Source organism: Flavobacterium aquiphilum, from assembly GCF_027111335.1.
GTDB lineage: Bacteria > Bacteroidota > Bacteroidia > Flavobacteriales > Flavobacteriaceae > Flavobacterium > Flavobacterium aquiphilum.
Genome location: NZ_CP114288.1, coordinates 4,113,447 through 4,132,730, shown reverse-complemented (window position 1 = coordinate 4,132,730; position 19,284 = coordinate 4,113,447). Strand labels below are relative to the sequence as shown.

Genomic DNA, 19,284 nt, shown 5'->3' with positions numbered 1-19,284 from the left:
GTTTAATTTTTAATGTTTTTTAATGCTTTTTCTGCCGTTAAAAGAGGTTGCCAAAAGCCGTTGATATAGGCAACATATAAAGAAATTTCTCCATCATTGAGCGTTTTTTTGTCTTTATGTTCTTTTTTGTACTGTACGAAATTGTCTTTTAAAAGTTTGCCCATTTTTACAAAATCTTCATTTTTTTCGCGGGATTGATATTGGAACAAAATAGAATTGATGTTGCTTTCGATTTCTAAGTATTCTTTGGAAACACTGGAGTATGTTCTTTTCTCTTGCGGTAGTTCCAATAATCCAGTATATAAATTTTCGTTTTGTTTTTGTGTTTGGATAATTTGCGTTTCGATGGCTTCACTATAATCAGGTACCAATTTTAGAGAAATGCAGCTATTCAGCGTCATGAGTAGGCATGAGGCAAAAATTAAAACTTTTGTTTTCATAGGCTAAATATTTAAAACGTGTTATACTTTATCAAGCGGTTGGTTGATTTTCAATCCAAGTTTTACTTTCAAGATGTTTTTTGATGGATGCGACATCACCTCTTGCGGTAACTAATGTTCCTCTACCAGTTTTACTGTACACGAAATCAGAGCGGAACCAATTTCCTTTTCGCTCTGTGATTGGAAGATTTTCTTCATCAGGAGGGCAAATGTAATCCGCCATTGCATTTCCGATGGTAATCATCAAAGGGAACAAACTGACGTCAGCCATGTCGATGTTTCCTAATTCTTCATTATTTAGGCTATGTAACCAATCGGCTTTCAGTGATTGGATATGTTCTATTTTTTCATTTGGTAATTTTGACATCGTTTCTTCGTCAAAGGAGATTTGGTATCTGCGAAAATCCAGTCCTTTGATTAACCCACTACGCAAAACATCAACTTGCATTTCACTGGCGTCTTTACCTGTTTCTTCCATAACATAATTGAGCCAAAACAAAGCATCAATGCCTTTGGGATCTTGTGTTTTGTCAGGAGCTATAAATCGAAGTGTGGTTCCTGTTCCAAAACTGAAAACAGTTAATTGATCTGATTTGTATTTTTCTTTTCCGGTATATTCTAATGCTTCCAATACTGCAGCTAGCACGGGATTGTTAAAAGTGGTTGTTCCACTGTCAATAAATCGTTCAAATGGAGTGAAATAAGTTGGTGCCGACATTGTGGCTTCCATAACGCCCCGAAGCAAAACCGATTTGTAGGTACCTATAAAATTATCATCTTTATTGACGCAGGTAAAAAAAGTTTCTTCGCCCGCAGACATATCTTTTGAAGTCAAAACACAATCCAGACCAGTTTCTTTACAGACATCTTGAAGGGTTTTGTCTCCAACAATTTCCTTGAGAAGAGTCCTGTAATTAATTTTGTCAAAAGCGGGTGGGTTGTAAAAACGATTAGCCAACATATTTCGTTTTGTGAAAACTCTGGAAACCAGTTTTACGTAAAGATCTTCTATTTCTTGAGCACTCTTTTTATTAAGTATTAGAGAAGCAATAATTCCTCCTGTAGATGTTCCAGCCACCATGTCGCACCATTCATAACAGGGACTTCCAGCTATTGCTTCCAGTCTTTTTAGTAACTGAATGGTTAATATTCCTCTCATCCCACCACCATCGATGCTTAGTATTATTTTATTTTTTTTGGCGATTCCTAAATTTTGATGTGCAATTTGCTTTTTTGTTTTCATAATGCATATATGTTTAATGTATCAAGCTTTTAACTTGCAAGAGTTACTTCTTTTTAGATAATTAAGAGATTTGTTTGTTGGGTAGTAGATCTATAAAAAAGCCCATGAAAGATTTATGATAAATAACAAACAGAATTCTTTAGAAAGATTTCTTGTTATATTTACCTGTAAATTAATTGTTTACAAAAATTGTTTTTGGATTGTGATAAAATTAACACATAAATCAATACGAAAAATAATAAAGGTAATTATTGTTAAATTTGTATTATTTAGCCATTTTTTTTGCTGTTAGCTTGAGTCTCTAAATAAAATATGGCCTTTTATGAGAATTTTGTAGATTTTCAATTAATTTTGAAAGCAGAATTTAAATACATTAAAATGACAAAATTACAAGTAAGAGCATTTCTATACAATCTGGGTTGTTTTGCTATATTGTTTATATTATTTCGCTATTTGGTAGAACAATATACCAGTCTTTCAGGATTTTGGATACCGATGACCGCTTTTCTTTTAGGAACTTTTTTGGCTCCAAAATTTCAGGCAGCGAAAACCAAAGACGGAGAAAAACTATTCATGTCATGGTTGTTTGTTAAAGGGATCAAGGAAATAGGATAGCCTTAATGTAACCTAAAATGAAAAGGAGTAAAACTGAATTCAATTCAGTTTTACTCCTTTTTTATACCATTTATATATGTAAAATAGTCTAAAGATGCGAAGTTATTTTTCTTCAAGACAACGATAAAAATCATCGCATAGCCTTAGCTACGGAATTATTTTTTGAGGCAGTATTGGAGGAAAGGAACGAGTAGATTGGACTATTTTATATGTATAAATGGTATTGTAATCAATTTTCAATGTATTATTGTCTTGGTACCGTTTTTACTGCTCCATTAGTGGGCGCTTTCGAAACTTTTTTTACTTCTACCGGTACAACTTTCTTTTTATAGATAGGAATAAAATAAGCAATGGTATAATTGAATCCAGCTCCAAAATTACCATCATAGGTTCTGTTGAAACCTGGAATATAAAGATTTTCAAAATCAGTAGGCTCCGAATTTGTTATCAATGCTTTTACTTGTAAGCTAAAACCAACATAAACATTGTTGAATACTTTTACATTTATTCCTGCAGAAACTTCTGCCCAACTGGCTGTCAATCCATTGTGTGTAACTCCAGAATCGATAAGCTCAGATGGTCCAAAATAAGGATTTGGATTATAGATACGATAGTTCTTTAACTCTTCATTAAATGTGCTGAAACCGCCTCGTACACCTATTGTGATAAGGTTTTCCATATCCAACCAATTTGTGTAGAGATTACGGTTTAGACCGAATTTAAGATAAGATCCTTTGGTTGTAGTGGTCAATAAAGGATCCTCAACTGTGATGCTTTCACTACCTAGTTCTGCGTATAAATAGTTTTTTTTGGAAAATCGATAATCACCCGTAAACGCGATTCCTTTATAATTGGAATCATAAAATGATCGAGCCACTTTATTGATATCAACACCAACAATTAAACCATATCGGTCCATTTTGGGTTTTGGAGGTTCCGTTTTTGTTGAATCGAGTTTTTTTTCAGGAGTCTTTTTTGTTGGAACAGTACTTTTTTGCTCCGTTATTTTAACACCCTGTTCAACAGTTGTGGTAGTCGTTTTTTCTTGCGCCTGTACAAATAACAGAGACAACAAAAAGTAAATACTAAAAGAATATTTTAATAATTGTCTCATTTTCGTATGTTATGTTATTTTGTGCCACAATCACATATTGCATCCATAATTCATCAGCAGGTGTATTATCTGTTAGTATAAATTGTTTAGTTGGATCCAAAGTAAAAATAGTCTTGTAGCCACAAGCTCTGGATACATATAAATTCTCTCTGGTGTAATGAAATTCTAAATTATCGGTATTCACCAGTAATGGATTCTTGTTACCGTAATTTAGTATGAATTTATATTTTACAATATCAGCATCTGTTTTTAACGGAAGTAAAATATTGTTACCGTTAGCTAAATATTTGGTGTCATCAACTGCTGACGGATTCAAAACGACTCCTTCACTCATTCCTTCGCCAACAACTTTTAAATTCGTTACGTTTTTTTGGACGGAAGGATTTGAAATGTCATAAAACTTAATAAGCATTCTAGGCGTTGTTGGAGTAGTAGGATCACAAATATCATCGGGCTCACAACTGGAGGAGGCGAAACCTAGAATAATAATAAAAAAAGCAATTATTTTTTTCATTTATGTAAGGGCTTATCTTCTTTCCAAAAGTACAACATTTTCAACATGATGTGTCTGCGGAAACATATCCACCGGGCGCACTCTCGTAACTTTGTATTTTTCGTCCATTAACGCTAAATCCCTTGCTTGTGTAGCCGAGTTGCAACTTACGTAAACTACTTTTTCAGGGGCAATTTTCATGATTTGTTCAATTACATCTTTGTGCATACCATCTCTCGGCGGGTCTGTGATAATCACTTCCGGATGACCGTGTTGCGTAATAAAAGCATCATTAAAAACGACTTTCATATCCCCAACAAAGAACTCGCAATTATCAATATTATTGCGTTTTGCATTGGCTTTGGCATCTTTTATAGCATCAGGGACACTTTCTACACCAATCACTTTTTTTGCTTTTTTGGAAACAAATTGAGCAATGGTGCCTGTTCCCGTGTATAAATCATAAACGATTTCATTTCCGGTAAGTCCGGCAAAATCTCTGGCTATTTTGTATAATTCGTATGCTTGCTCCGAATTGGTTTGGTAAAAAGATTTAGCGTTAATACTAAATTTCAAACCTTCCATTTCTTCCAGGATGTAATCTCTACCTTTGTATAAAATGATGTCGGTATCATATAAAGTGTCGTTTGCTTTATTGTTAACCACATATTGCAGGGAAGTAATCTGCGGAAATTTTTCGTAAAGGTGATCAAGAATCAATTCTCTGTTGGTTTTGTCATCTTCAAAAAACTGAATCAAAACCATGATTTCACCCGTCGAAGCCGTTCTAAGCATCAACGTTCTAAGTAAACCTTCGTGCGCTCTCGGATTAAAGAAAGTCAAACCATGCTCGTTGGCAAAGGCGCGAACTTCATTACGAATTGCATTCGATGGGTCTTCTTGTAGATGACATTTATTAATGTCCAGGATTTTGTCCCACATTTTTGGAATATGGAAACCAAGTGCATTTCGGTTCATTAAATCTTGGTCACTTCCAATTTCGGCTTCGGTCAACCAACGGCTGTTCGAAAACGAAAACTCCATTTTATTTCTGTAAAAAAACTGTTTTTCCGAACCTAAAATCGGTTCAAATTCTGGAAGTTCGATTTTTCCAATGCGTTGCAAATGATTTTTTACTTCATTGTGTTTGAAAAACAATTGTTGGTTGTAATTCATATTTTGCCATTTACAACCACCGCAAACACCAAAATGTTCGCAAATTGGATCCACACGATGTTCTGATAATTCATGGAAATGAACTGCTTTCCCTTCATAATACGCTTTGCGTTTCTTGAAAGTTTGTACGTCAACCACATCTCCCGGAACTACATTTGGGATAAAAATTACTTTTCCGTCGGGGGCTTTTGCCACCGAAACGCCTTTTGCGCCAGCATCAAGGACTTTTATTTGATGAAAGACAACTTTGTCTGTATTTTTTCTTGCCATAGCGCAAAAGTAAGGCTTTTAGAATTTAATTCTAATTTTTTTTGATAAAATGGTTTTGGGTTTTTAGTCTCAGTTTACAAGATTACAAATTGTGAAAATTTCATTCAAACTCATCTTTCCAGTCTTTGGTCGAAATTGCCGAAGCCTTATTTTCAGAGTTCATGGTTACCCTAAGCTCTTTGTTTGCTTTTTCATATTCAAATAAAGCTTTAAATCGGTACACATTTGTGTTTTCAGCCTTGTCATGAATCATTTCCACAAATTGGAGATCTTTAAAAAGGCCGTATTTCAGATTGTACTTAGCACAAATTTTATTGATGTTTTCAATTGTTGAATTGGCAATAACTTTGTCGGTGGCCTCTTTAGTCGTAAAAGGTGTGAATTTAGAATTGTTGCAGGTCATCAAAATCCTTTTTCCAATTCCGTAAGCTTTTTTTTCCTGTGTCTCTTCGACTTTGCTCATTTCATCAGGAGGAATTACTTTTTCAGTTGGTTTTAAATGCACATTTTTTGTTTTGCAGCCCATCAATGCCAATAGGCAGCATAATATGATTACTTTTTTCATAGCAAATAAAATTTATTTGATTCTGTGGATAGTTTTTGATGACTGACAAATTTGTTGGGACACAGATTTTATTCAATTTTGACAGTGTATATTTCTGAAAGACATAAAGTTAAGAAAATTAACTTTAAAAATCTGTCTTATTTTGTTCATTTTTAGAGCCTTATCCCGCTTTCCGCTACAAGTCCTCGTTATGGAAACAATAACACTAAACGCGAAAAGGAGCTTTTGGCTACCCCTCTCTTTTGGAGAGGGGCTGGGGGAGAGGAGTCGCTCTTTTCGGGCAAGTGTTATAATGTTTCCATACCTGCGGGCTTTTCGCTGCAATCAGGGGCAGGGGAATACTAGAAATAATGAAGTTCTGCTATTTAATAAACGTCAAAATCGAATTCAAAATTATTTTTTGCTGTTCTTCCCTGCTGATGCTTGCTTCATTGTCTCCCAGTTGTGAGCCATAATAACCAAATTGCGAATGGTTTCCGCCTTTAATTAAAACATATTTGGTGCTAGGTGGCAATTTGGGTCTATTTTGGTTAATTGCTTTTGTGTCGGCAACACCATCATTGGAACCATATATTTTCATAATTGGAATCGCCGATTTGGAAAGGTCAAAATCCCTCGGATGTGTTGTGCCCAGTAAAATCAATTTGTCGATCAATTTTGGGTTTTCATAAACAAATTTAGCTGCCATCATTCCGCCTTTGGAATGTCCTGCCAAAATATATTCTTTGGTATTATCCTCGAAGAGGTTCATTTCTTTTGGTTTGTTATAGCCGTATGAAGGAAGTCGCCAAGGCATTTTTATGATAATGCTTTTATAGCCGTTTTCGGCTATTTTAAGGCAAAGAGGAGCGTAGGCATCAGCAGCTACCATAGCGCCAGGGAAAAAAATAAAAACTTTTTGGAAACCTTTTTTAGGAGTAAAAGAGATAATATCGCTTGTATTTTCTACTTGAATAACAGAATTGCTTTCAAGAACCGCTTCATCAACTCCTTTGGTTTGATACGAAAAAACTATCCAGAGAAAAAAGCAGAGGCCAAATGTGATCCAAATCAATCTCAATATTTTTATTTTTTTCTTCATTAATTGGTTTTGAAATTTAATTTAAAAGTAATTATTATTTTTTTGACTTTCCATCACTAAGTAATAAAGATAAGGGTTTAAGGCTTTCGGTTCGGTTTGCCAAAAGTTTCAAAATGCTTATAAAAGGTATAAATAGAATCATTCCTGCCGCTCCCCATAATATCCCACCGGCAATAACCATTATCAAAATTGCCAGCGTATTAATTTTTAAGCGGCTTCCAACTGCATATGGAAATATGATATAAGCTTCCAATACTTGTACCAACGAAAAGACGGCAATGACTCCAATGGGATACCAAATAGAATTAAATGTGATCCATGCTACCGTGATTGGTAATAATGAAGAAACCATGATACCAATGTAGGGTATGAATGTAAGTATGGAAGCGGTGAACCCAAAAAGAAACGGATAGGGAACACCAATAATCGCAAGCCCAATGCTATTCAAAATTCCTACTATCAAGTAAACAGCCAACATCCCTTTTATAAATTTGTAATATTCTTGAATGGTTTCTAAGATAATTTCGTGAATCATTTCTTTTTTGTCCAAAGGAAAAATGTGGTAGAGCGCCTGAACCAATAATTGACGGTAAAATAAGATGAGTGCAGAAAAAATAGGAATTATTAAAAGGTAGAACAGTGATTCAGAGAAAGAATATACCGTGTTTTTAAGCAGTGAGAAAACTTGAGACCCTGAGTTGGTCAAAACATTTTTAATATAATTCAGTTGCTTTTCTTCATTTATTCCAAACTGATTCGTTAAAAAGGCACTCCACTGATTTAAGGTTTCTTCAAATTTCACTTCCAAGCTTTCCCATTCATTCGAAAACTCTATTATTTGGGCAAAAAGTAAGTATAAAATCGCTATAAATATAAATAGGACACTTACTAAAGAAAGTCCAATCGCAATGCTTTTGTTCATTCCTTTTTGTTCTAGCCATCTGCAAACGGGATAAAGTAAAAAACTAATCAGTAACGCAAAACTTAACGGAATGAACAGTGATCTTCCAAAATATAAAATCACCAATGCAATAAACAAATATTGAAAAATTTCGAGAGTCGAAGTTTTTCTGTAAAAATCAGATGGAGTAGGAGTCATATCGATTGGGTTTTAACTTGGACTGTGTTAATTCAAAAGAATGCTAATATGTTAAATAATTGACATACAAGTTACAAAAAAATGAGACCTTATTCTTTGTCGTTTGTCATTATTAATTTTTAGTTAAATAAATCAGTTGCCAAAATCTTTTTTTTAGTAAAAAACCTAAATTTGAGTAAACCAATAAATACTAAAACGATATGAAAAGAAATGCAACTGCAGTTTGGAATGGTTCCTTGATGGAAGGAGCCGGTAAATTAACTACGCAAAGTACAACTTTGGTAAATACTCAATATTCATTCAAATCCCGATTTGCCGAGGGAGTTGGAACCAATCCGGAAGAACTTGTCGCGGCGGCTCATGCGGGATGTTTTACCATGCAGCTTACCGCTTTTATTGGTGAGACCGCAGCAGTAATTGATAACATTGAAACAAAATGTGAGATTAACTTGGTTGAAGGAACCATTATCGGTTCTCATTTGACGGTTAATGCTAAAATAAGTAGTATTACAAATGAAGTATTCCAAGAATTGGTTACGAAAGCCGAAAATAATTGCCCGATTTCAAAATTATTCAACACCAAAATTACTTCCGAAGCTACTTTGGTTTAAGGATTAAGATAATTTTACAGATAATATCCTCTTAAGGCTAAGATTATTATTTTAAGATAATCTTAGCCTTTCTAAAATCATATTTATAGTTAACGATATTTTGATTTAGTATCAACTCAATCACTTCGTCAATAACTATTAAAGGAACCTTAAACCATTCTCTGGGTATAAATCTATTTCCAGATTTATGATATAAATCAATATTCAAACAAACCTCAGCAAAAAAACGATGCAAAAGACTTTCAAAAGCCTGAACATTTAAACTATAACAGTTGTAAGAAGCAACAATTTCTACATCTGCAAATAAATAGGTAGCTTCATTTGAAGCATTTTTTATACGCTCTTTTATAGGATTTTTAGAAAATCCAATTTTATAAAGATGCTCTATTTTTTTTATTTCTGGGTTTTCTGATTTCGATTTCAAAACATAAATCCAGCCACTTTGTATATCCTCTTCGCCAACAGCACCAAAATTTTGCTGTAATTGGTTATACATATCTTCATTTCTATTGGTGATAATTTTTCCGTTTTTTTGAATGGCTTTACCCAAAGATCTAAATAACATGTTGGAAACAGTTCCATTTTCAAATACGGTAACCGTTCGTCCTTCTAAGCGTATCCTATCACCGGATTTATTTTCTTTTAAAATCTTCTCAGCATTAGAAACTTCAAGATAAGCCAGTATTCCATCTACTAAATAAAAATTCCCTTCAATCAAATTATCTTCTGCATTAGTAAAATCAAGAAGTTTTCGTTTGCCTTCTTTTAAATCTTTGTGAACCTGTTGAAACATGAGTTCATATTTTTTAAATTCCCTTTCATTCATCGACTTTCGTTGTGCAATATAATCGGCGTTAGCTCTGCTAGGTCCTTTTGGGGTGTATTTAAATTCAAAAATTGAAGTATCTCCTTCATCTTCTAATAAGCCAAAAGTATCATCATTTAAAATATCATCGATGGATCCCATTTTTAGTTCAAAAGCACCCAATAAATTAAATCGATCAAAAGCTTTTAGGATAGCTTTCTTTTGCTCATTATTTCTAAATTCTTTAAGTCGGGAACACAACGAATATTCAGACATAGAAGACGTGGAAGGCTCTCTTTTATTCTTTTCAAAAAACATATTAATTTCTTCAAAAGAATCGATTAAACGATCTTCGTCTGTTCGGACAAAGTGTTGTTTTTCTTTTGATTCTAATAAACCAAAATCATCATCATTAAAAATATCGTCTAAACTCTTAGCCATTTTGATTTTTTCTACGCTTTGCTTCCTGCAAAATTAATAAAGCTTGAGCTAATCGTTGCTCTTTTGAGTCATAAGAATTAATGTCCGGTGCTTTTCCTGTATTTGTTTTCCAACGTTTAATTGCTTCCCAAGAAGCGATCGCTTCTTCTTCGGTCATTTCAATTTTGGTTATATTGATGGTGTCTTGAATTGATTTCAAGATGGAGGTTGTAACATTTTTGGATAAAATTTCAAACGCTTTTTGGAACGGATTTACAGTATCTATTAAATCGATATGAATATCGTCAATATTCACAAAGCTTCCAGCCATACGGATGAATTTTTTGGTACCATGTTCCTCTACCTCGCTGTTTTTAATAACAGAATCGACTACTACATACTGTCGTATTGCCTCGACATCGTCTTCAGCCAAATCAGGATAAATTTCACGGATTATTTTTGGAATTAGCACAGTGTTAATTATTTCAGGTTCCAGATTTCCCGGCAACGCTTTCAGCATAGTGTCATCCTGAAGAATACGTGCTTTTAAGTCATTTAAATCACTTTCAATGATGTCTTTTGCTCTTTGTGAAGTTGGTTTTTTAAAACCTCTTATTTTTATGGTATTTTCGTTTGAATCACCATCTTCTCCTTCATTCTCAAAATCATCCATTGATTTAAACTTGAAATTTGGAGCCAATACTTGTTCCATCAACAAAGAAGCTGTTATGGCCTTGAGCATATTGTTTACTGCCAAACGCACATCATCATCTACCGCATCAGGTTGAGCAATTAGATTCGTAAATTGGGCATGTGACTTATTATTGCTGTCGCGTGTTGCACGTCCAATAATCTGAATAATTTCTGTTAATGACCCTCTATATCCAATGGTTAAGGCATGTTGGCAAAAAGGCCAGTCAAAACCTTCCTTTGCCATCCCTAAAGCAATAATCATATCAATATCGTCAGGAGTTTTTACCCCGCGTAAGTAAGCTACAATTTTATCTCTTTCTTTTTGATTATCATTAACTAAATCTGCAATTTTCAAAATGCGTCCTGAACGTTTACTTTTTACAAACAAAACCCCAGTTTCTGTATCTTGATATTCTAATTCTCCTATACAGTCTATAACATGATTTACTTCTTCAAATTTATCACCGGAAGACTCAGCTGAATTGACACTAGGGATATGAATAATTGTTTTCAAGCCCTCGTCTAATATTTCTTCTAAAGCAGACATATTGCGTTCGGGTTGAACTTTGTAGTAACGACCTTGATAAAAATGATAACCTATTCCTAATGATTTTAAATATTCGTAACCGTTAAGCTGATCATAATAGTTATAAGTAACTTTGATGAATTTTTCTTCATCCTCCGGCAAGAGAACCGGAACACTATCTCCACGGAAATAAGACCCGGTCATTGCTACGATATGGGCAGAAGATTTTTCCATTATTTTTCGCATCACATTTCCCAGAATATTATCGCCATCGGCTGATACGTGATGAAATTCATCAATAGCAAGCAAACAATTGTTGAAATCGGATTCCTGTAAACCTTCAAAAGCAAAACGCAAAGTAGCATGGGTACAGATTACTATTTTTGAATCGGATTTTAGGAACTCAGCGAAAGCTTTTACTTTGGCTTTATCACTTCCTGGGGAACACAAATTGTATTTTTGGTGCAGTTCCCAATCAGCATAAAAACCGTATTTTTTTAATTCGGTCGGGGCAAAAGAATTCCCAATAGAACGTTCAGGCACGGCCACAATAGCTTTTTTTAATCCTTGATTAATTAGTTTATCTAGTGCAAGAAACATCAAGGCTCTTGATTTTCCCGATGCAGGCGGTGCTTTTAACAATAAATATTTTGCTGTACGTGAGTCATAGGCTTTTGCTTGCATTTCACGCATCCCCAATTCATTGGTAGATTTACTTTTACCTGTTTGTCCATAGGTAACATTAACCAAATTGATGGGTTTTATATAATTGTTGGCTGTAGTATCTTCCATTTTTGTGTCAATAAATTTATCTAAAAATATTTTTTATTCCTTTTTAGATATTCAACATTCTCTTATTTTATAAGGGATTATCAGTAACTATATATCTAAAGTTTATCTAAAGTTTATCTAAAGTATGTCTAAAAGTATGTCTAAAAGTATGTCTAAAAATATTACTCATCTTCCTTTTTAGACAAACTCAAAATCCATTTTGGATTTCGATTAGTTCCTTTGTTTTCAATAATATGCTCTTTTTTAGACAATGAATAAATAATATTTTTGATTTTGTTGTCTTTCTGTTTTTTATCTAATACCGAAGGAAGTATGTCTAAAATAAGCTCATCTATTTCTCCTTTTGAGGCTTGATTATAAGTTTGAATATAATCAATAATCATTTTTTTGTAGTGATCATCCTTAAAACCTCTTTGTTTTATATAAGAAGCTTTTTCCCCTACAATTTCAGCAACGTCTGATGAAATATGAAAATTAGGTTTCCTACCTTCGATAAGATGCTTAGACTTCAACGATTTTATTTCGTCGTCTGACAAAATTTTTAGTTTTGCCACTTTGTCCAATAATATAATTTCATCTAGTGAAAGATTAGGCATTTCGGCTATTTTTCGGGCATAGTTTACATCAATTACTTTACCCACGATAGTCACTTTGACCTTGTTATTTGACAAATCATATTCCGGCAACGGAAAATACTTTTTCCTTTGAATATTGTACATTCGTTTGATTCCGCTGCCAATGGTATCAATCATATTAAGATTGACCATCGCTCCAACCAAAAAAGTATTTCTGTATTTAGGCTCAGGCGAATCGCTGGTTACTACTTCTTCAACACTATTTGGGATGAATTTTCCCGAGTTGGTAAAAGTAAGCCATCCATCTTCATTTTCAACTACAATTATTTTTCCCCCTAAAGTGTAATCCTGATGCGCAATACAGTTATGTAAAGCTTCACGAATGATATAAGGGTCATATTGATCTACTTCATCAGGAAACAAGGTGCCGGACTTAATATACCGGTATTTTAGATTTCTGATTTTTAAACTTACTTGCTCAACCGCTGTAATTAATGGGTTGTAGAAATGTGCATAATCCTTTTCAATATTGTCCTTGTCTTTTAAAATCCAGGTAATGCGAGCAGTTGCAGGATTTATTAGGTATTCTGATTCAGGTTTGCCCAATAAAAGAATAGCAGTATTCGTTATTTTGCCTTTAGAGGTTACTTTTGCTTTGTCCAAGAAAGTTTCGTCACTCCAGGCGTCTATTTCTTCTTTTAGTTTAGGATGCTTTTCTTTATACTGTACTCGGGCAAATTGAATAGCTTCTTTAGACAAATCATCTATGCTTGCTGATTTTATAATTTGAGCACTCCAATCCTGACTTACAATTTGCGACTTGATCTTGTCAAATTCATATTGGTTTAGCGCACCCAGACTTTCTCCATCTCTTCCATAATAATGACCTTTCCAGGAAACAGGCTGTCCTTTTGGAGCAGCGGGAATAGCAAAGACCAATACCTTTTTACCCTGTTTCAATACGGCAGCAACATTGGAAAAATTAATTCGAGGGGAAGTATGCCTAATTATTTCTGCTTTATAATCATTAATTTGAGTGTCGTTTATAGAGGTACCTACAATACTTTTGTCATTCTTCACCCCCATAACCAGATAAGCCTCGTTTTGTCCATTCAAATTAGCTTCATTGGCTAATGCCGAAAAGTACTGCCCTAGTTTATCCTTATCAAACTGGTTTTTAGCTTCTTTAAATTCTGCCACTTCATTTTCAGTGGAAAGCTGCAATAAGTTATCCAAAATTCTTTCCATAGTACTGATTGCTATTTTATTATTAGAAAGAGAAATGCTCATTGTTCTCTTTATTATTCTTTTACCTTCTTACTTTGAGCTTTTCGGGGAGTCTTTTCTTTGGTAAACAAAGTTGCTTTCTGTGTCATTTCATCGAAGAGTTTAAACAAATATTCCAGTCGCTCCGCATCGGTCGTAAAAGGAGCCAATCGATAAATTTGCTCAATGCACAAATCCAAATCTTTGTGGGCTTGTTTTAAACCGCTAGGCATAGTCTCGGGATTATACATCCAGGCCATTGTTTTTTCGGGATATTTTGCCCGTTCGTCCAAGATAGCAAAAACACATAAATTAATGCGTTCCTTTTGGGTTTCATTGATAAGAGGAAAAGGAAAGGTATTATAACACAACTTAGCCGAATAACGATAACGTGTTTCTAGTTTACCTCCCACAGCATCCACCCAAATCATATGCATTTTGGAATGTAGTACACCAAACAGCCAGGGTTGGGCATCGTATATTGCTAAATTAGGTGCTACAATTATTTCATCTTTATTTGTGAGTCCTAATGGAATATAGTCTCTACGCTCTGATGAAACACTTGGAATAAATATTGCATCCGTATCCCTATGTCTAATCTCTGCAAACCTATGTGGTGTCAATGATAATTTATTCGTAGCTTCTCTTTTACTAGATAACCTAGCTTCTTTCGTTTTACTTATCCTTTCACTTACAAATGAACTTTCTAATGCTTTATCAAGATTTTCATCCTCTATCCACAAACAATATTTATCAATTCCTCTCAAAAACTCTAACGATCCTACTAACTTTTTTACAAAATTGATGTTATCCGGTTCGTTATTGATAATAGCCATCCTTTCTTCAGCTGTCAAAAACAGATTCCCTCCGTCGTTCGCCATATTACCAAAATTCATTTCAGGTAAACCCGAAATAGATTTTGTTCTTGGACTAATATAAATATTTGAATAATCTAATAAATAAGCATTTATGTTTTTAGCTAATTTAGTTATTGATTCTGTAAAAATGTATTTTTCTTTCGCCATTACATTTCGAAATGCCACAATTATAACTGTAACTCCTGCATTTCCTTTAGCATTATTAGTCCATTTGAAAGATTGATAGGCAAAATCAATTTCTATTTTATCATTTAGGATTTGAGGCCATAATAAAGAAACCTGTTCTCTTTGACATACCGAATTTGTAGATACTAGTCCTAATTTTGCATTAATATTTTCTATAAACTTGGTTCCTTTATAAAACCAAATAAAAATATAATCTAAATTATTGGCTCCCTTTAGTTTTGGGAAATTAATCGCAATATCTTTTTTTTGTTCTTCATCTTGTTTTCTTGCACCATAATAAGGCGGATTCCCTATGATATAAATCTCATCCCCTTCTTTTTTAGGACAAGCATCTTCCCAATCGATACGGGCTGCGTTTCCTGCGGTAATGTTTCCTGCTTCCTTCAGAGGCAATAAGGGTTTAGACTGTCCCTGTCCCAATAGTTCCTGTTCAAAAACTTGGTTCATTTGGTGTTCTGCCAGCCAAAGCGAAAGTATGGCCATTTCATGGGCAAAATCCTTGATCTCTATGCCGTAAAACTGCGAAAGTTTAATTTCGGTAAAATAATTTTTTTGTTGTCCTGTATTCAAATCAATTAATTGCTTAACGATTTGTATTTCAAGATTACGTAACTCTTTGTAGGTAATAATCAGGAAATTACCGCTCCCGCAAGCCGGGTCGAAGAATTTGATTCTGGAAAGCCGTACTAAAAGTTTGTCCAATGCTTTTGCATTGTTTTTGTTTTTTTCAAATTCTTCGTATAGTTCATCCAAAAATAAGGGTTTGATTAATTTGAGAATGTTGACTACCGAGGTATAGTGCATTCCTAAATTGTTCCTTTCCTCCGGATCGGCAACTGCCTGAATCATTGACCCAAAAATGTCGGGATTAATTTCTGACCAATCCAGTTCTCCCGAATCAATTAAAATTTGTCGGGCTTTTTTGGAAAACTTCGGGCATTCGATATCATCGCGAAATAAACCTCCGTTTACATAAGGAAAGCTGTCTAAATAGTTGGGAAAATCTCCATTTTCCGTGTTTAATTTTTTGAACAGCAAAGACAGAAATTCTTTCACATCGGAACCATCGTCTTGGGTATTGTTGGCCAAGCTTTCGGTAAAAATGCTTTTGACAGAAAAAATACCGGTATCTTCAGCAAAAAAACAAAACAATAATCTCGATAAAAAAATATTGAGCTGATGACTCCCTTGTGCTATCCAATCAGGATTATCGGCAACCAAAATATCATAAAGTTCGCCAAGTTTATAAGCCGCTTCGCGATCCAGTTTATTGTCATTGCTTACCCGATAAATTTCTGCACCCGATAAAGGCAGAAAGAAATCGATTTGGTCTGCAAGATTAGCAATCGTAAAATCTTTATTCGTTTTTAGTTTGGTATCGGTTGCAAAAAAACTAATAAAGTCCGTTACTACTATAAAACGGGGCTTTTGTCTCAGGATTTTTTCGTCTTTGGATAATTCATCTATAGTATCCAGAAGATTCCCCTCCGTTAATACCTTAAAAAAGATTTTCCCTTTATAGAAAAGTTCCCCTTCCGTTTTAGAAAGATTGTAATCGCCTTTTTTTAAACGAGTAATGGTGGTTCTGGATAAGCCAAAAGAGGAAAGAAAATCATAAATAAAGTTTTCTTTATCGATATTGTTGGATATGCTTTGTAAAAGTTGCTGAATCTCAGATTTTTTCATCTTTTTCGGTAAGGAGAATATTTTCAGTAAATATATAAAAGCTATCGGGATTATTAATCAAATGATATTTGTAATCTTAAATAATTCAGTGATTTTATAATGTATTATTCCTTCTTTTTAATCCATTCGTAATTGAAAATAGATAGACAATAAAAGCAGCTATCTGCCATAATTTTTCCCAATATGATTCCGATAAAATAACTGCCTGTCACTATCGGTATCCAATACATGCAGAATGGCCGAATTAAAAAGAAATCCAAAACTGCGGGGTAACCAAATTCAAACAATAAATTCCGAATCAAAACAGCAATTTCTTTAAGTGAAACGCCTTGGTTTTTCAATTTATTCTTGGTAGACAAGGCTTTGTAAGACCTGTAAATCATGACCCCATAAAAAGTCAAATATTCGGCAAACGTTATCAAATAAGCAGTTGTCAGTTCACTATAAATTCTGCTGAATTGGGAAGCCAACAAAGCTGAACTTGTTGCCGCCAATTCTGAATATTTATAGCGATCAAACCACTCTTTGAGATTTGCTTTTTTGAACATTTACATTTTCTTTTATGACTGTCTGCTAAGCGGACCAAAAAAAGTAATATATTTCTAATCATTAAGATATTAAGAAAATTAAGTTTTTAGGCTTAATGAACCTTAATCTTAATGGTTTTAAGAGAAAAAAACTTTTGTTTTTTAATAAACCGACAAACTTTTGGGTTGGTATTATTAACGGATAGTAATATTTTATTTTACCAAAGCTGATGTACCTGCGGCTTGATGTATTGCTCATAAATGGCATTCATCTCCTTGATTTTTTCAGGAGTCAGCTGCGGTAAATCATAAACAGAAAGATTCGATAAAACATGACTTTCCTTTGAAGCACCAGGAATAATACAGCTCACTTCGTTAAAACTCAAAATCCATTGCAGGGCAATTGGTGCCAAATTTGTAGCTTCAGGGAAAAGTGCTTTTAAAGCATCAACTGCTTTTAAACCTAATTCATAATTAATACCCGAAAATGTTTCTCCTTTATCAAAAGCAGCTCCTTCACGATTGAAGTTTCTGTGGTCTTGTTCTCCAAAAGTGGTTTTGGAATCATATAATCCGGTCAATAAACCACTTGCAAGCGGTACTCTTGCAATAATTCCGATGTCTTTTTTTTGTGCTTCTTTAAAAAATAATTCAGAAGGACGTTGACGGAAAAGATTAAAGATAATCTGAACTGTGGTTACGTTAGAATATTCGATAGCTTTTAGGCCTTCTTCTACTTTTTCTACACTGACACCCAAGTTTTGAATTTTCCCCTGTTCTTTCAAACGATCAAACATTTCAAAGATTTCAGGACGGTAAAAAACTTGTGTAGGCGGACAGTGTAACTGAATAAGATCGAGAGTTTCCAATCCCATTCTTTTCAAACTGTCTTCCACATATTTTTGAAGTATTTTCGGTTGATAACCTTCATTTACGTGCGGATTGATATGTCTTCCACATTTTGTTGCGATATAAATACGTTCGGAACGTGATTTTACAACTCTTCCCACAGCGGTTTCGCTTAATCCATTTTCGTAAACATCGGCAGTGTCAATAAAATTCACGCCTTTGTCAATGGCGGCATTGATTAATTCATCAGCAGTTTTATTATTGAAAGGAGATCCCCATTTTCCACCCACTTGCCAAGTGCCAAGTGCTATTTCTGAAATTTGAAAATTGGTTTTTCCCAGTTTGCGATAGTTCATTTTTCTTTAGAGTTGCTAAGTTATTAAGATACTAAGTTGCTAAGTTTTTTTGAGTTGCTAAGATGCTGAGATACTAAGTTTCTAAGATTTTAAACTTAGAATCTTAGCAACTCAGAAACTTAGTCACTTTTATTCGAATAAATCAGAAGATAAATAACGGTCTCCTCGATCACAGATAATTGCTACCACAACACCCGATTCCAGTTGGTTAGCGATTTTAACAGCTACCGCAACAGATCCTCCGCTGCTCATACCGGCAAAAATCCCTTCTTCCTTAGCTAATCTTTTGGTCATTTTGCGGGCTTCTTTTTCGCTTACATCAACAGTTAAATCTACTTTTGACGCATCAAAAATTTTAGGTAAATATTCCTGAGGCCATTTTCTAATGCCAGGAATTTGTGAACCTTCGCTTGGCTGCGCGCCAATGATTTGAATATTTTGATTTTTTTCTTTCAGGTAAGTTGAAGTTCCAATAATCGTTCCGGTAGTTCCCATAGCCGATACAAAATGAGTAACAGTTCCATCAGTATCATTCCAGATTTCAGGGCCTGTGGTTTTGTAATGCGCTTTCCAGTTGTCGTCATTGGCAAACTGATTCAGCATTACATAACCGCCTTCGGCTACTTTTTTGTCGGCGTAATCTCTAGAGCCAATTATTCCTGTGCTGGCAGGTGTTTGTATAACTGTTGCACCGTAAGCCTGCATGGTTTGTGTGCGCTCGATGGTTGAATCTTCAGGTAAGACCAATTCGATTTCGATATTGAATAATTGAGCAATCATTGCCAAAGCAATTCCTGTGTTTCCACTAGTTGCTTCAATTAATTTGTCTCCTTTTTTAATGTCTCCTCTTTCAATGGCAGAAGCAATCATGTTATAGGCAGCGCGGTCTTTTACACTTCCTCCGGGATTGTCACCTTCCAGTTTTAATAACAGTTTTACGTTTTTGTTCGCAACCAATCGGGTAGTTTCTACAAGTGGTGTATTCCCGATTAATTCGACTAATTTATAGGTTTTCATT

The 19,284-nt window shown here is 34.4% G+C and carries 17 protein-coding genes; 2 read left to right on the top strand and 15 right to left on the bottom strand.

The features are described 5' to 3' along the window. Nucleotides 1–2: 2 nt before the first annotated feature. Nucleotides 3–440, bottom strand: coding sequence for a hypothetical protein (locus OZP12_RS16665; protein WP_281226188.1), 438 nt, complete (start codon nucleotides 438–440; stop codon nucleotides 3–5). A 31-nt stretch (nucleotides 441–471) separates the two neighbouring features. Continuing rightward, nucleotides 472–1,683 (bottom strand): patatin-like phospholipase family protein, encoded by a 1,212-nt coding sequence (locus tag OZP12_RS16660; protein WP_281226187.1) that lies wholly within the window; start codon nucleotides 1,681–1,683, stop codon nucleotides 472–474. Nucleotides 1,684–2,061: 378 nt separating this feature from the next. Between OZP12_RS16660 and OZP12_RS16655 the strand changes: the two genes are divergently transcribed. Further along, a complete protein-coding gene (locus tag OZP12_RS16655) occupies nucleotides 2,062–2,298 on the top strand; it encodes a hypothetical protein (RefSeq protein ID WP_281226185.1) in 237 nt (78 codons plus the stop codon). Nucleotides 2,299–2,542: 244 nt separating this feature from the next. Here OZP12_RS16655 and OZP12_RS16650 read toward each other — a convergent pair whose 3' ends face one another. The 6 genes from OZP12_RS16650 to OZP12_RS16625 all read right to left on the bottom strand — a co-directional run bounded on the left by OZP12_RS16650 (nucleotide 2,543) and on the right by OZP12_RS16625 (nucleotide 8,096). Further along, a complete protein-coding gene (locus tag OZP12_RS16650) occupies nucleotides 2,543–3,412 on the bottom strand; it encodes a DUF6048 family protein (RefSeq protein WP_281226184.1) in 870 nt (289 codons plus the stop codon). Further along, nucleotides 3,384–3,926, bottom strand: a complete 543-nt coding sequence (locus OZP12_RS16645; RefSeq protein WP_281226181.1) for a DUF6452 family protein — start codon at nucleotides 3,924–3,926, stop codon at nucleotides 3,384–3,386. Before OZP12_RS16645 ends, OZP12_RS16650 begins: the two co-directional genes overlap by 29 nt. Nucleotides 3,927–3,938: 12 nt before the next feature. After that, nucleotides 3,939–5,351, bottom strand: a complete 1,413-nt coding sequence (gene rlmD, locus OZP12_RS16640) for a 23S rRNA (uracil(1939)-C(5))-methyltransferase RlmD (RefSeq protein WP_281226179.1) — start codon at nucleotides 5,349–5,351, stop codon at nucleotides 3,939–3,941. A gap of 100 nt (nucleotides 5,352–5,451) precedes the next feature. Further along, entirely contained in the window at nucleotides 5,452–5,916 is a 465-nt protein-coding gene (locus tag OZP12_RS16635) for a hypothetical protein (RefSeq protein ID WP_281226178.1), read from the bottom strand. A 361-nt stretch (nucleotides 5,917–6,277) separates the two neighbouring features. Next, the gene (locus OZP12_RS16630; RefSeq protein ID WP_281226177.1) at nucleotides 6,278–6,997 is read right to left on the bottom strand and encodes an alpha/beta hydrolase; all 720 of its coding nucleotides are present in this window, start codon (nucleotides 6,995–6,997) and stop codon (nucleotides 6,278–6,280) included. Nucleotides 6,998–7,031: 34 nt separating this feature from the next. After that, a complete protein-coding gene (locus tag OZP12_RS16625; RefSeq protein WP_281226176.1) occupies nucleotides 7,032–8,096 on the bottom strand; it encodes an AI-2E family transporter in 1,065 nt (354 codons plus the stop codon). 200 nt (nucleotides 8,097–8,296) lie between these two features. On the opposite strand from OZP12_RS16625, the gene OZP12_RS16620 reads away from it, so the two are divergent. Further along, the gene (locus tag OZP12_RS16620; RefSeq protein ID WP_281226175.1) at nucleotides 8,297–8,707 is read left to right on the top strand and encodes an OsmC family peroxiredoxin; all 411 of its coding nucleotides are present in this window, start codon (nucleotides 8,297–8,299) and stop codon (nucleotides 8,705–8,707) included. 46 nt (nucleotides 8,708–8,753) lie between these two features. Here the strand turns inward: OZP12_RS16620 and OZP12_RS16615 are convergent, their stop codons facing one another. From OZP12_RS16615 to cysM, 7 genes are all read right to left on the bottom strand, one after another. Beyond that, nucleotides 8,754–9,953: a GIY-YIG nuclease family protein gene (locus OZP12_RS16615; RefSeq protein WP_281226174.1), complete on the bottom strand. Its 1,200-nt coding sequence runs from the start codon at nucleotides 9,951–9,953 to the stop codon at nucleotides 8,754–8,756. Beyond that, nucleotides 9,946–11,943: a DEAD/DEAH box helicase gene (locus OZP12_RS16610; protein WP_281226173.1), complete on the bottom strand. Its 1,998-nt coding sequence runs from the start codon at nucleotides 11,941–11,943 to the stop codon at nucleotides 9,946–9,948. The genes OZP12_RS16615 and OZP12_RS16610 overlap by 8 nt, the downstream gene beginning before the upstream one ends. Nucleotides 11,944–12,104: 161 nt before the next feature. After that, entirely contained in the window at nucleotides 12,105–13,808 is a 1,704-nt protein-coding gene (locus tag OZP12_RS16605) for an RNA/DNA-binding domain-containing protein (protein ID WP_281226172.1), read from the bottom strand. 11 nt (nucleotides 13,809–13,819) lie between these two features. Continuing rightward, on the bottom strand, nucleotides 13,820–16,534 hold the full coding sequence (locus OZP12_RS16600; RefSeq protein ID WP_281226171.1) for a class I SAM-dependent DNA methyltransferase: 2,715 nt from the start codon (nucleotides 16,532–16,534) through the stop codon (nucleotides 13,820–13,822). A 104-nt stretch (nucleotides 16,535–16,638) separates the two neighbouring features. Next, complete coding sequence (locus tag OZP12_RS16595; protein ID WP_281226170.1) at nucleotides 16,639–17,082, bottom strand: hypothetical protein; 444 nt, start codon at nucleotides 17,080–17,082, stop codon at nucleotides 16,639–16,641. A gap of 197 nt (nucleotides 17,083–17,279) precedes the next feature. After that, entirely contained in the window at nucleotides 17,280–18,266 is a 987-nt protein-coding gene (locus OZP12_RS16590) for an aldo/keto reductase (protein ID WP_281226169.1), read from the bottom strand. A gap of 129 nt (nucleotides 18,267–18,395) precedes the next feature. Then, entirely contained in the window at nucleotides 18,396–19,283 is an 888-nt protein-coding gene (cysM, locus tag OZP12_RS16585; RefSeq protein WP_281226168.1) for a cysteine synthase CysM, read from the bottom strand. Nucleotide 19,284: the final 1 nt, after the last annotated feature.

Coding starts and splice junctions, on each gene's coding strand:
- OZP12_RS16590 (WP_281226169.1), bottom strand. CDS start 18,266: ATGAACTATCGCAAACTGGGAAAAACCAATTTTCAAATTTCAGAAATA.
- cysM (WP_281226168.1), bottom strand. CDS start 19,283: ATGAAAACCTATAAATTAGTCGAATTAATCGGGAATACACCACTTGTA.
- OZP12_RS16625 (WP_281226176.1), bottom strand. CDS start 8,096: ATGACTCCTACTCCATCTGATTTTTACAGAAAAACTTCGACTCTCGAA.
- OZP12_RS16645 (WP_281226181.1), bottom strand. CDS start 3,926: ATGAAAAAAATAATTGCTTTTTTTATTATTATTCTAGGTTTCGCCTCC.
- OZP12_RS16635 (WP_281226178.1), bottom strand. CDS start 5,916: ATGAAAAAAGTAATCATATTATGCTGCCTATTGGCATTGATGGGCTGC.
- rlmD (WP_281226179.1), bottom strand. CDS start 5,351: ATGGCAAGAAAAAATACAGACAAAGTTGTCTTTCATCAAATAAAAGTC.
- OZP12_RS16620 (WP_281226175.1), top strand. CDS start 8,297: ATGAAAAGAAATGCAACTGCAGTTTGGAATGGTTCCTTGATGGAAGGA.
- OZP12_RS16630 (WP_281226177.1), bottom strand. CDS start 6,997: ATGAAGAAAAAAATAAAAATATTGAGATTGATTTGGATCACATTTGGC.
- OZP12_RS16600 (WP_281226171.1), bottom strand. CDS start 16,534: ATGAAAAAATCTGAGATTCAGCAACTTTTACAAAGCATATCCAACAAT.
- OZP12_RS16665 (WP_281226188.1), bottom strand. CDS start 440: ATGAAAACAAAAGTTTTAATTTTTGCCTCATGCCTACTCATGACGCTG.
- OZP12_RS16615 (WP_281226174.1), bottom strand. CDS start 9,953: ATGGCTAAGAGTTTAGACGATATTTTTAATGATGATGATTTTGGTTTA.
- OZP12_RS16655 (WP_281226185.1), top strand. CDS start 2,062: ATGACAAAATTACAAGTAAGAGCATTTCTATACAATCTGGGTTGTTTT.
- OZP12_RS16610 (WP_281226173.1), bottom strand. CDS start 11,943: ATGGAAGATACTACAGCCAACAATTATATAAAACCCATCAATTTGGTT.
- OZP12_RS16605 (WP_281226172.1), bottom strand. CDS start 13,808: ATGAGCATTTCTCTTTCTAATAATAAAATAGCAATCAGTACTATGGAA.
- OZP12_RS16595 (WP_281226170.1), bottom strand. CDS start 17,082: ATGTTCAAAAAAGCAAATCTCAAAGAGTGGTTTGATCGCTATAAATAT.
- OZP12_RS16660 (WP_281226187.1), bottom strand. CDS start 1,683: ATGAAAACAAAAAAGCAAATTGCACATCAAAATTTAGGAATCGCCAAA.
- OZP12_RS16650 (WP_281226184.1), bottom strand. CDS start 3,412: ATGAGACAATTATTAAAATATTCTTTTAGTATTTACTTTTTGTTGTCT.